Raw genomic sequence first — 13647 nt, forward strand, 5'->3', positions numbered from 1 at the left:
TGGCGAAAATGAGCCGGGTCGGGGATGCTATGTGTCTGACGGCAGACCGTCAAATCATGTGTGATGCGTTCGCCGGCACCGGGATCAATTGATCGGGTGGTCCGCGGCTTCGCATCGAATCCGGGGATGGTAAATTCATCGTTACGGGGAAACTTCATGGCGTTGATGATCAGCGTTTCAGGCGTACGAGGACTGGTCGGCAAGACATTGACGCCAACGCTCGCCACGGAAATGGGCGCGGCATTTGGATCGCATCTTGGCGGCGGCAAGGTCGTGATCGGTCGCGACTCTCGACCGAGCGGGCCGATGGTGCAAAGCGGCATTGTGAGCGGGCTGCTCGCGACGGGCTGTTCGACCATCGAACTCGGCGTGGTGACCACGCCCGGCACCGCGATGATGATCCGCGAGCTCGGCGCAGCGGGCGGGGTGGTTCTCACGGCAAGTCATAATCCGGGCGAATGGAACGGCATCAAGTTCCTGACGGCCGAGGGCATTGCGCCGCCGCCAGAGTTGGCGCATGCTATTTTCGCGCGTTATCACGCGAAGGATTTTCGCTACGTCGGGCCCGAGGCGACAGGCACGCACACGGCCGACGCTTCGACGCACGATCGGCACGTCCGCAAGGTGCTGGCGGTCTCTGCCGTGGATGCCATCCGCAAGAGGCGTCCGCGCGTCGTACTGGACAGTGTCAACGGCGCGGGGGGCATCGGCGGCGTCATGCTGCTCAATGAGCTGGGCTGTGACGTTGTGCCGATGAACAACGAACCGAATGGCCGATTCGCCCACACGCCGGAGCCAACCGCCGAGAATCTCGTCACGCTGTGCGAGGCTGTGAAAACGCACCGTGCCGATATCGGGTTTGCCCAGGACCCTGATGCTGATCGACTGGCGATTGTGGATGAAACCGGCCGCTACATCGGTGAAGAGTACACCGTGGCGCTTGTTGCGAAATTCCTCTTTTCTCAGAAGCCCGGTCCGGTCGCGGTCAACCTGTCCACATCACGCATGATCGACGACCTGGCGAAGGCGGCCGGGGGTGAGGCCCGCGTCCATCGGACCGCAGTGGGTGAAGCGAACGTTGCGAAGGCGATTCAGGAGCATGGCTGCCTCTTCGGCGGCGAGGGCAACGGCGGAGTCATTGATCCGCGCGTGGTCATGACACGCGACAGCTTCGTGGGTATGGGACACGTGCTGAGCCTGCTGGCGACGGACGGACGGCCGCTATCGATTATTGCGAACGAGATTCCGCGATATGTCATGGTGAAGCAGAAGTACGAGATGTCACAGGAAAAGATAGCGCCTTGGCTCGATCGCGTCAGGAAGATCACCACCGGCAGAGTGAACGACGCCGACGGCGTACGTATTGACTGGCCCGAAGGCTGGGTGCATGTGCGCCCGTCCAATACAGAGCCGATCGCCCGCGTGATCTCAGAAGCGGCCGACGAGGAGACCGCCCGCGAACTGGCGGATCGCGCGGCCAGACTGCGATAGAGTTGCTACCGGTTACTCCGGATTTTCCCATCGCGCGAGGGCGTCCTGGTTCGCTGACTGACCGATAAGGCAGCCGAAGACATCGGGGCGCGCGTCTCCATCGAAGTCCAGTAACAGGATTCTGCCGGCATTCACTCCGGTGGGCAAGTCGATCAGGTTGTTCTCGATCCACTGATTTGTCACTGTGCCGACCGGCGTGAACCAACGGAGCGATCCCGGATTTCTAGACGAAACGACGATATCCAACTGCCCGTTGCCATCGATGTCGGCAATCGCAATGTCAGCCGGCGTGGCGGCGGCGTATTGAGTGATCAGGAAACCGGACCACGCATCCGCTGGATTCTGAGGACGAACATACCAGCCGACCTGGCGTCCAGTGGGATTAGTCACCACCACATCGGGACGGCCATCGGCGTTGAGGTCGCCGATTGCAAGCCGCGTCGCGGCGGCAACGTTGCCGATGGTGAACTTCGTCCATGCCTGGCTTACGGGGTTCGAGGGATTCTGGTACCACGCGACACGGGCGCTGGTCTCTTGCGGCGCCGTCGAGTAGATGTCGATTTTTCCGTCCCCATTGATGTCGGCCACGGCGAGCGACGCCGCGCCGGCCCGTGTCGTCGCATCGATATCAATCCGTTGCCAACCGACTCCGTTCGCAATGTTGGCGGCGGGACTTGAGAACCAGCAGAGCCTTCCCGGCTCCTGACCGCACGCCACAATATCCGGGCCGTTCGCGTCGTCGATGTTTGCAATAGCCACGTCGTTCCACGGACCGACGGTGTTACCGGTTGAGTTCGCGATCTCGAACGCATTCCAATTTGCAGCCTGACGCGGATTGGCCGGCCCCGGCAGATACACCACGCGATCCGTACAGGCCGCGACAAGGTCGAGACGATCGTCGCCGTTCACGTCGCCCACGGCAAGCTTCACCGCGCCGGCCACATTGTCACCTTCGATGAGCGTGACCGGGGTGAACGTATTATCCGCCTGCCGAAACAGAATCACGATACGAGGTGGCGAGGTATCGAGCCCCTGATAGGCCACGGCGATGTCGACCCGACTGTCCCCATCGAAATCGCCGGCGACGATCGCGCTGGGACTGACGCCCGCATTGGTGCTTACCGCCGTTTGGGTCCATGCGGCGCGCCTGGGGAATCCGGTACCCAGATTGGCGCAATCAGCGCCGCCGCAAACGGGCATGGCTGCCAGTACCAGCAGAGCACGGAGCCTGCCAATCATTTTCTTCCATCGAAAATCGTTCATGAAATGTGTCCCGTGTGAGCAACGCCGAGTAATTCGCGAGGGCCCGGAGCGACCAATTCGAGGCAATATACACTGAAACCTGAATCTGCGCCGCAGGTTGGAGGGTGGCGGATTCCGGCACAACGGGGGGCGGGTCGCGGCAGGCCACACAATCCATTCAGTCCGGCGGGCGTGAAGCACTTGTTTAGCGAATTCGCCGGATCGCTTATCATCCCCGATTCGAGAATCGTATCCACCCCACAACCATCGGAACCGTCTTCATGCTTGATATCAAATTCATCCGTGAAAACCCCGACACCATCCGGCGAGCGATCGAAGTGAAGCGCGTCCGGTGTGATCTTGATCGACTCCTTGCAGTCGATCAGCGCCGGCGCGAGATCCAGCAGGAAGCCGACCATATTCGAAGCCAATCAAACGAGTTGTCGGGTCAGGTCGCCCACTACAAGAATCCCAAGAGCAAGCTTTACCAGGAGATGCTCGCAAAGGGTCGCAGCGCCGACGACCTGAAGGCCGAAGGCGACAGGCTTGCGGGCGAATCGAGCGGGCTGAAGCAGCGCCTGAAGGACCTGGAAGCCGAGAGTCAAACCGTCGCCGATGAATTCAAGTCGCTGATGCTTACCGTGCCGCAAGTGCCGTCAGACAAAACTCCGGTCGGCCAGAGCGACGCGGACAACAAGGAAGTTCGCCGCGTTGGAGAGCCGCGCCGATTCGAATTCGAACCGCTCGATCACGTTGAACTCGGCAGGCGACTCGGCATTCTGGACCTTGAGCGCGGCGTCAAAATCGCCGGCACTCGAAACTACCTGCTCCGGGGCGCGGGGAGCCTTCTGCACCAGGCCGTGCTCCGGCTGGCGATGGACACGATCACCGCGCGTGGCTTCGAACCTGTGACCGTGCCGGTTCTAGTGCGGGACGAAATGATGTACGGCACCGGCTATTTTCCGGGCGGCGAAGAGCAGGCTTATCGTTGCGAGCGTGACGGCAAGAGTCTCGTCGGAACCGCGGAAGTGCCGCTGACCGCGATGTATGGCGACGAGATCCTGGACGAATCGCAGCTTCCGATGAAATTCGCCGCGCTCTCGACATGTTTCCGCCGGGAGGCGGGCGCCGCGGGGAAGGACACTCACGGCATTTACCGAATCCACCTGTTTGACAAGGTCGAACAGGTGGTGCTCTGTCGCGCCGATGACGTTGAAAGCGAGCGTCACCACCATGATATCATCGCGAACGCCGAGGCAGTGCTTCAGGCCCTGGACCTGCCCTACCGTGTCCTGGCGGTCTGCACCGCAGACATGGGACAGGGCAAAGTCGAGATGTACGACATTGAGACCTGGATGCCGTCACGCAAAAGTTATGGCGAGACGCACAGCGCCAGTCGCTTCGGCGATTTTCAGGCCCGGCGGCTGAACCTGCGTTACAAGGATTCGCGGTTGAAGACGAACATTTTCTGCCACACGCTGAACAATACGGTCATTGCCAGTCCGCGAATCCTGATTCCGCTGCTTGAGTTGAATCAAAATGCGGACGGCAGCGTGAACGTGCCCCTTGCTTTGCGCGGCTACATGGGCGGAATGGAGCGAATCGGGCCGAAGTGACCCGATTCCGGCTGTCAGCTGCGATGCGGACTGCGTATCATCCTCCGTTGTCGACGGTAGCGAGTGCCTCCTTATGAGTGTGCTGTTCCCCATCCTGTCGGGCTTCACGACGTTCATTCTTATTGTGTGGATCCTCCGTTTCATTGTGCTCAGCCAGCTCAATCGAATTCTCAAGCCGCTTGACGCTTCGATGTATGCCGATGCGGAGGGTGAACTTCCCCGAATGAGCATGATCGTTGCCGCCAAGGATGAGGAAGCGAATATCGAGCCGTGCCTGCGTTCACTCGCCGCGCAGGATTACCCGAATCTTCAGATCGTCGCGGTGAATGACCGCAGCACCGATTCGACCGGGGCAATCATGGATCGTCTTTCCGGCGAATTTCTCAATCTTCGCGTCCACCATGTTCACGCACTGCGCCCCGGCTGGTTCGGCAAGAACAATGCCATGCGCGAAGGCGTGGAAATGGCCGAAGGAGACTGGCTTTGCTTCACGGATGCCGACTGCGTTCAGACCTCTCCTCGCTCTGTTTCAATCGCATTGCGTTACGCCATCGAGAAGAATGCGGATTTTATTTCGGTGCTGCCGTCGCATGAGGCGCACGGCTTCTGGGAGCGCGTCGTGCAGCCGGCGTGCAGCGCCGTCATGATCCTCTGGTTCAGCCCGCTCGTCGTGAACAATCCGAAGCGAAAAACGGCCTATGCAAACGGCGCATTCATGCTGATGAAGCAGTCGTGCTACCGGGCCATCGGAGGACACGAGGCGGTCAGGGATCAGATCAACGAAGACATGGTCATGGCACGGCGGGCGAAGGAATGCGGACAACGCCTTGTCGTGGTCGGAAACCGCGACCTCTACACCGTTCGAATGTACGGCACGCTGGCCCAAACCTGGCGCGGCTGGACGCGAATCTTCTGCGGCTCGTTCAATTCCGTCGCTCGACTGTGGGCGGCCGTCATCGTGCTGGCCACCTTCACGTTCACGCCCTGGGTCTCACTGGCATTCGCCGTCATTTCGGACGGTCTGCTGGTCGAGCGGGCCGACCTGGAATCGCTTAAGTACATTTCCATCACGGCCTGTGCGATGCAACTGGCGACCATGGCACTTTTCTATTCAATCTCGCGCGTTCGTTTCTTCTACGGACTGGTCTATCCCATCGGCGCCTTGCTCTCGATGGGCACGCTGCTCAATGCAATTCGCTGCGCATCGGGTATGGGGGAAATCCGGTGGCGCGGCACGACCTATCGCGACGGGGAAATTGCGCCGGAAACGTCGGCCGCATGATTCCCACCCGCAATGCGGCATTGAAACATCTGACTTGAGTGATCCCGAAAAGTGATGCGGATCAACGGCCGTGGACATACGACCGGCCGATGGAATCACTGTTTCCCATCAGCGACGTCGAAGTCCTTCATCTCGATGCGGGGAAAAAGAACCTCCGGCACAGGGCCGAGGGGGTGCCCCACCGGCAGCGCCTCGACGGCCCGAGGCCAGACCCACGCATCCTTCGGTATGTTCAGGGAGACGCGAATCTTCTCCGAGGCGAATGGAAGGAACGGCTCGATCAATACGCCCAGGATTCGGACCGCCTGAATGCAGGTGTTCATCGTCGCGGCGCACAGAAGAAGATCGCCCTTGCGAGTCACCCAAGGTTGGCGTGCGTCGAAGTAGCGATTGCACTCATCAAACAGCTCGCGAATCCTCGTCAGCGCGGATTTGAAACGCATCGCCTCGATCTCCTCGGCGATTATTGCCGGAGCCGCTCGCAGCCTGCCAAGCAATTCCTGCTCGGCCTCGGCGGATCGCTCGTCCGACGGGACGGCACGACCAAAATCCTCCGTGACGAATTTCTGCCAGCGATTGATGAAGTTCCCGATTGTGCCGATCAGCTCCTTATTATTCTTCGTGACAAACTCGTCAAAGCTCCACACCGTTCGCTGATTCTCCGGCGCGTTGATCGTGAGATAATATCTCAGTGGATCGGGCTGAAGATGTTTGAGGTATTCGTCGATCCAGACGGCTGTTCCGCGGCTCTTGCTGATTTTCTCCTCTTCCTTTCCGGGAAACCGGATATTGAGGAAGGAATTGGCGACCACGTTCGCCGGGAGTTGATAGAAGCCCTTCTCCTTCGGGGCGGCATAGGCACTGCCCTTGCTTGCGATTTCCTGGGCCGTGTACTGCGTGCCGAGCAACATGGCCGGCCAGATCAGCGCATGAAAGACGGTGTTGTCCTCGCCGATGAAGTGGATGATCTTGCAATCGGGATTCTGCCACCATTCCTTGTAATCCGCCTCGTTTTCGCCGGCTGCCCGGCAGAGCGCGGCGGTGAAGCTGACGTATCCGATCGGCGCGTCAAACCAGACATAGAGCACTTTGCCCGCCGCGTCGGGATCGTCCAGCGGAACAGGCACGCCCCAGGTCAGGTCGCGCGTCATCGCGCGTTCGGGCAGCCCCTTTTTGATTGCGCCCATTGCGAAATTTGTCACCGTCGGCCGCCAGTCCAGAGAAGTCAGGCTGAACCAATCGGCCAGCATGCCCTGAAACTTTGCGAGTTGAAGATACCAGTGGGTGGTGGATTTCCGCTCCGGCGTGGCTCCGGTGATCACGCTGCGCGGATTTAGCAGCAACAGCGGATCAATTGCGTTCCCGCAGTTCTCGCATTGATCGCCGGTCGCCTCGGTTGACCCGCATGGTGCGCCATCCTCTTTGTTGTGATAACAGGTGCCCTTCACATAGCGATCCGGCAAAAAGCGGTTGGCCTTCGGATCAAAAAGCTGCTCGGTCGTTCGCTTCACGAAGTGACCGTTGTCGTGGATACGCCGGAAGAAATCCTGGCTCAGCTTGTTGTGAGTTTCCGTGAATTCGGGTTGATGCGTACCGCCATAAATGTCGAAGTGAATTCCAAGTCCTTCGAAGGCCGCCTTTTGCAGTTGGTGATATCGCGCGCTCAGTTCGGCCGGCGTCGTTTTCTCCTTCATGGCTGAGATTTCAATGGCAACGCCGTTGTCATCGCTGCCGCAGATGAAGCGTACGTCGTCGCCATTTGAGCGAAGATATCGCACGAAAATATCCGCAGGGAGGTAGGCGCCGGCGATGTGGCCGACATGCAGGCGATTGTTGGAATAAGGCAATGCGCCCGTGACGAGAAATTTGCGCTTCATATCTGCTCCGAAGGCTGGTCGCGAATGGGACTGGTCCATCGCGCGGCGTATTATGCAGCGACACCCTTCGAGGGGCCAGTGAAGGCGCTTCAATCGAATCCTGAGCGGTAGGCGGGCTGCCGATGCGGGACGCGCCGTCGTGCGAATCGCGACGCGCGGATTTCGCGCGGATCACATGATCCACCGCCGGCGGTGGCGCGGTCAGGCTCTTTCGACGATCCAGTTCACCATGTCTTCGAAGAAAGGATCCGCGTGGCGTTCGAATTCCAGGGTGTGGCCGCCCTCGGGATATTCCGTGACGCGCCGATCGGGCGACGGAAGGGATCGAAACCACGCCTTTGTTCTCTCGTTGTCGATGATGCGATCGCGTCCCGCGAGCATGAGGTGCATCGGGCTGCGGAATGCCGCCTGGTGAAAAGTGCGGATGTGCTTGTCAAGGCGACGCGACGTCAGGAGAAACGCCGCCGACACCTGAAGCAGCTTGAGCGAGTCTCGATTGACGAAATCAATCCGCTCAGGGTTCTCCGTGAAGTATGCCGCATCGTTCAGCGGGATGTCGTGCAGCCGTTCGCGATCGTTCATCATGGAGATGCCGACGCGGAATTTTTCCATCATCGTCAGGTCGATCCGCGGGAACAGACCCGGACCGACAAGTGTCACTGTCTTAACACTTTCCGGCGCATCCTGCGCCAATTGAACCGCCTGCTTGCCTCCCCAGCTCACGCCGAGGAGGTGCGCGTCTGTCGCACCGACGTCGCTTTTCAGCACGTTGAGCAAATGCAGGTTGTCCTCAAGGCACTGGTCAAGAGACGAGAAATGCCCTTTGGGGGGGGCGTTCAACCCACTGCCCCGGCGATCGGGCATCAAGACCGCGAACCCTGCGGCCGCAAGGCGCCGCCCCGATTCCTCATACCAGCCGCCGTGCGACTGGATGCCGTGAAAATAGAGCACGGCGCCGCGCGGGCGCGCCGGTCGCCACCAGCGAACATGGGTAAGGGTTCCGTCGGCGAGTTCCACCAGTTCAATCGTCGGATCCTGTGGCGTCATTGGCTTTAGATTAGAGGAGTGGGCCGCCCGCGAATCAAGCGGAGCGTGCCAGGACGTCATCACAGGATCGGCGTCGCCAGACGAGCCAGCCCGGCGGCAAGCGTCTGCGGATAGGTCCACGCGTGAACATCACGTTCCTGGACTCGCCGGGAGCGGACGAAAATCGGCTCGAAATCCGATAGCAGCATGGACGCCACGCCCCGATCGTAGAGGATGTTCGTCAGTTCGAAGTTCAATTGAAAGCTGCGAATATCCATGTTGGCCGATCCGACCATCGACCAGCGTTCGTCGACAACCACCACCTTTGAATGAATCATGGCTTCGTCGAATTCGTAGATCTCGACGCCGGCCTCCAGGAGGTCCTCGTAATAGGTTCGCCCGGCCCACAGCACCAGCCAGTGATCGGACCGTGAAGGCAGCAGCAGTCGAACCCGGACGCCGCGGTAAGCCGCTGAGGTGAGTGCCAGAATCATGGCCCGATCCGGCACGAAGTAGGGCGTAATGAAGGTGATCGAGTGATCGGCGTCCGCGACGGCCGCATTGAGCAGCTGGTGCATGACATCGGATCGGCCGTCCGGGCCGCTCGGCACGACCTGTACGAGATGTTCCCCTGCAACGACTGGCGCGGGAAAGTAGGTTGATGAAACCAGATCGCTGCCTGTTGCAAAATGCCAATCCTCGACAAACACCTCCTGCATCTGGATGACGCAGGGGCCTTCGAACTGAAGGTGGGTGTCAATCCACGGGCCCAGCTTGCGGCGTTTTCTGCCGAGATATTCGTCGGCGATGTTCTTGCTTCCTGAGAACGCCAGCACGCCATCAACGACGGTCAGCTTTCGATGATTTCGACAGTTGAGTTGCAAACGCCGATTGGTCAGCCCCCACGGAAGGAAGAATTCAACGCGCACGCCGCCTGCCTTCATCTCCTTCACAAATCGCCGAGACAGCGACCAGCAACCCACCGCATCGAGCAGCAACCGCACTTCCACGCCCTGACCAGCCTTGCGGACCAGCAGATCGCGCATTGCCCGGCCTGTCTCGTCGTCCGCGAAGATGTAGTACTCCATGTGAACATGCTGCTCGGCCGCCTCGATCGCGAGCGACAGATTGAGAAACGCACGTTCCGCGTCGTGATACACAACGACCTTGTTGTCGCTGGTGACGACCGCATCACTGACCCGCGTCGCCAACTGCATCAAGGAACGGGTGCTCGCATCAATCCGGACGGCTCCGCGCGCGTCGTGCTTCTGCTCCAGCACGGCCGTCTTCTGAACCAGCGAGGGCTCAATGAGATTGCGCCGCCGAATACGCCGCTGAACCTTGCGTTGCATCGGAACGGGCCCGACCAGCATGTAGAGGAACAGCCCGATCAGCGGCAGCGCGACCAAGGCCAGTATCCACGCCAACATGCCTCGCGGCTCTCGCCGGTTGTGCAGAATGTCCAGCACGGCCAACGTCACCGCGAGGTAGTAAACGATCGACAGCAATGACCAGATCAATGCGGAACTCATCGATGCGCATTGCTATCAGAGACCGGCATTGCAATCAAGCGAAATGCAAGGCAGCCGCCCGATCCGGCTGTTTCGCCTCCGACTGCGTCGATGTTACACTGGCGGACCGGGGACCCCTGCCGCGAACGACACCGAGCGTCGGCCAGGACGCGCTCGAGAGGGTGGCGGGCATGCAGCGCGTCCCACGGTCGTCAAACTTCAAGGTTGGAGAAATGGAATGCAACACACCAAACTGAGACGGTTCGCCGCCGCGATCACTCTGTTTTCACTCGCAACGCATGCACTGGCGAACAACACGGACGAGAGCGTCGCCAGCACTGACACCTGCATGTATTTCAGTGTGAACAACATTGTCAACAGCGACGACGGCAACTGGTTCATCTATCTCCAGTTCTCCCGGGAGCCGTACACCTTCAAGAAAGGTGACCACCTGGAGTATGACGTCGCCCTCGCCAGCGATGTGCCAGTCGCCAAGGGCGGAATCGATATCGACTTCTCGGCCGAGAATCTGCCGCAGCCGTTTCGCGCCATGCCCTGGGCACGCGATCAGGCCATTGTCGATCAGGACGGCATCAGGCTCCACGGCGACGGACTCATCGAGAAGGCCGTCGGCAAATGGCATCATCGCGTCATGGATATGTCATCGCTTGATGGGGTATCCGTTGCACGCTGGACGGTGAATTTCGAGGGCGACAAGCCCGGCCGATATGTGCAGTGCATTGACAATGTCCGCATCACCAACAACGGGAATACCGTACTCTGGGTTTACCAAAACGGGCCGATACCGGCCTTTGAAGTACGTCAGGTGAGCGGCTACAGCCGCGAAGCCCTCGTGACCTTTTGCCTTCGCGACGAGGCGGGCGACCGCGAAAAGCTGGCGGCGGTGGAGGTCAGGGCAAGACGACAGCACGAGCTGCGTGCCGAACAAGAGAGGTTCCGTGCGGAGCTCGACATCATGCGGCAACTCGCCGAGCGCGACAAGGACGCTCACCTTCTGGAGCATGTAAAGGAGGCCGAAAACGCTGAGGACCTGGCTGCATTCGAACGCGGGGATGCGGAAGCCTATACGGCGTCGCTGCACCGCGCGCGGCAGTCGATCTCGCACCATCATCCGCAGATGCAGAAATATACGGGGCATCTCGTCGGCCACGCGCACATCGATCTGCAATGGCTATGGACATGGGATGAGACCATCAGGGAGATCATCCCTCAGACATTCGGACAGGCCGTGAAATTCATGGAGGAGTTTCCGGATTTCACATTCTCTCAAAGCAGTGCGGCGTTGTATCTGGCGACGGAAGTTCATCATCCTGAGCTGTTCGACAAGATGAAGAAGTACATCGAAGACGGGCGATGGGAGCTGGTGGGCGGTCGATGGTGCGAAGGGGATACGAACATCATCTCTCCGGAGTCGCACGTTCGGCATTTCCTTTACGGGCAACGCTATTTTCAGCAGACGTTTGGCAAGGTCTGCTCAGTCGGCTGGGAGCCGGACACGTTCGGGCACTGCTGGACGATGCCACAACTGCTCCTCAAATCCGGCATTGATTCGTACTATTTCTGTCGGGCGGGCAAGGGTGTGCCGTTATTCTGGTGGGAAGGTCCGGATGGCTCTCGCGTCCTCGCGTTCGAGGAGCCGGCGACAGGCGGCTGGTACAACGACGTTGTGAGCGATGACAAGGTTCGGGAGCTGATCAAGTTCGTCATCGGAACGGGGGCGAACGACCACTTGATGGTGTACGGCGTCGGCAATCACGGCGGAGGGCCCACGCGCGAGTACATCGAGGCGGCCAACGCGATGAAGTCGCGTTCACCATGGCCCACGGTCAAATTCTCAACGGCCTCGGAATTCTTCGATCGTCTTCACCAGATGGCGGACAAGCTGAACGCGCCCACGATCCGTAACGAGCTGAACACCATCTTCGAGGGATGCTACACCACGCATGGCCGAGTCAAGCGATTGAATCGACTGGCGGAGAGCGCGCTCGAGCGCGCCGAAGTCTTTTCGGCGATGGCCGTCGTGGACGGAGCATTCGATCGGAATCCCACGTCGGCATTGGGAGACGGCTGGAAAGACGTGCTGTTTAACCATCATCATGACACGCTTCCCGGCTCGTTCATTCATCCCCCTTCGTTCTATACGAATGACATGCTGGAGAGAGTGATCGCGCAGGCCCAACGAATTCAGGAGCGGTCCTTGAAGGCCATCGCCGACCGCGCCGCGGGCGGTAAATCACGAAGGGACGACTCGACCTACCAGAAGGGAATCTGGATCTTCAATCCGCTGGCGTGGGCGCGCAGCGAAGTGGTCACCGTTGATCTGTTCCACCTGGCCGAGGAGGAAGTCGCGGGCATTCTTGATTCCGACGGTCGTTCGGCGCCGATGCAGATTCTTGACCGATCGGAAGAAGGTGACACTTCCGTAACACAAATCTGCTTCCTCGCATCGGGTCTGCCAAGCTGCGGCTACAAGGTCTTTCTCGCGGATATTCGGAAGGCGGGAGAACCGCATCAGCGCCGACCCCTTCCGATTCACATCGGCGAGATCGACGGCGTCCGCCCCCATGCCGCGAAGAAGCCGAGCGCGATGGCGGCGAACTTTCAGATTCTCCACGAGAAGCCGGGCGGCATGACGGCATGGACCATTCAGACAGTGGACCAGACCCAGCCGCTTGGCGAGCCGGTCTGGACGGATGTCATCGAATCCGGGCCTGTGCGAACCCGGGTGCGTCGTACCTATCGTCACGACCTTTCGACGCTATTCGTGGATGAAGTGACGTACGCCGCATCGCCGCGTGTGGATTATGAAGTGAAGGTTGAGTGGCTCCAGATCGGGAATTCGCAAAAAGGCTCGGACATGCTGAAGGTCGCCTTCGACACCGGAATCAGCAACGAGGAAGCGAGGTCAGAGATACCATTCGGCGACATCGGGCGACCCACAGATGGCAAGGAGTATCCGACGCTGAAGTGGGTTGCACTGAGCGACGGTAAGCGAACAGTGGCAGTGCTCAACGACTGCAAGCACGGCTACGACGTGAAGGATGGCGTCATTCGAATGACGATGCTTCGCAGCAGCTACGATCCTGACCCGACGCCGGACGTCGGCATTCATCTCATGCGGTTCGGTGTGATGAGATTCGATGGACCGCTGGATCGCGCGGCCTTGGCGAAAGCTGCATGGGAGTTCAACCAACCCGCACCATTCGTGGTCCGCGGGGCACCGTCAACGGATGCGTCGATTCGCACCGGCCGCTCGTACGTCGGCATTTCGGAGCCGAACATCATCATGACGGCGTTCAAAGCCGCGGAAGACGGAGACGGTCTGATTCTCCGAGCCTATGAATGCGCGGGCATGAAAACGCAAGCGAAGCTCACGCTCGGATTCGCCGCCGCCTTGGCGACGGAGACGGACCTCCTTGAACGAGTAATCCCGGAGGCCGGCATGCTTCCGATCGAAGGCGGGGCCATCTCCGCCGAATTCGGCCCCTACGAAATCAAGACCATCAAGATCACCCGCGACGCTCTGGCCCGGTCGCAACACGATTGATGGGCGTGATCATCCAGACTCCGGCTCGGCTGCC

Annotated in this window: 8 protein-coding genes; 4 read left to right on the plus strand and 4 right to left on the minus strand. The window is 59.9% G+C overall.

Annotation, left to right across the window (positions count from 1 at the left end; genetic code table 11):
* Positions 1–156: 156 nt before the first annotated feature.
* Positions 157–1491 carry a phosphoglucosamine mutase gene (gene glmM / locus KF841_05455; protein ID MBX3394793.1) on the plus strand — a complete coding sequence of 445 codons (1335 nt, stop codon included), beginning with the start codon at positions 157–159 and terminating at the stop codon, positions 1489–1491.
* Between the two features lie 12 nt (positions 1492–1503).
* On the opposite strand, the gene KF841_05460 is transcribed toward glmM, so the two are convergent.
* Positions 1504–2730, minus strand: a complete 1227-nt coding sequence (locus KF841_05460) for a VCBS repeat-containing protein (protein MBX3394794.1) — start codon at positions 2728–2730, stop codon at positions 1504–1506.
* Between the two features lie 284 nt (positions 2731–3014).
* Between KF841_05460 and serS the strand changes: the two genes are divergently transcribed.
* Entirely contained in the window at positions 3015–4349 is a 1335-nt protein-coding gene (gene serS, locus KF841_05465; protein ID MBX3394795.1) for a serine--tRNA ligase, read from the plus strand.
* Positions 4350–4422: 73 nt separating this feature from the next.
* Positions 4423–5631, plus strand: a complete 1209-nt coding sequence (locus KF841_05470; protein MBX3394796.1) for a glycosyltransferase — start codon at positions 4423–4425, stop codon at positions 5629–5631.
* Positions 5632–5726: 95 nt separating this feature from the next.
* Here the strand turns inward: KF841_05470 and metG are convergent, their stop codons facing one another.
* From metG to cls, 3 genes are all read right to left on the minus strand, one after another.
* Entirely contained in the window at positions 5727–7508 is a 1782-nt protein-coding gene (metG, locus tag KF841_05475; protein ID MBX3394797.1) for a methionine--tRNA ligase, read from the minus strand.
* Between the two features lie 201 nt (positions 7509–7709).
* Positions 7710–8555 (minus strand): alpha/beta fold hydrolase, encoded by an 846-nt coding sequence (locus KF841_05480; GenBank protein MBX3394798.1) that lies wholly within the window; start codon positions 8553–8555, stop codon positions 7710–7712.
* Positions 8556–8614: 59 nt separating this feature from the next.
* Positions 8615–10066: a cardiolipin synthase gene (gene cls / locus KF841_05485; protein ID MBX3394799.1), complete on the minus strand. Its 1452-nt coding sequence runs from the start codon at positions 10064–10066 to the stop codon at positions 8615–8617.
* Between the two features lie 217 nt (positions 10067–10283).
* Between cls and KF841_05490 the strand changes: the two genes are divergently transcribed.
* A complete protein-coding gene (locus KF841_05490) occupies positions 10284–13613 on the plus strand; it encodes an alpha-mannosidase (protein MBX3394800.1) in 3330 nt (1109 codons plus the stop codon).
* The last annotated feature ends 34 nt before the right edge of the window (positions 13614–13647 follow it).

Source organism: Phycisphaerae bacterium (assembly GCA_019636475.1).
Classification (GTDB): Bacteria; Planctomycetota; Phycisphaerae; order UBA1845; family UTPLA1; genus JADJRI01.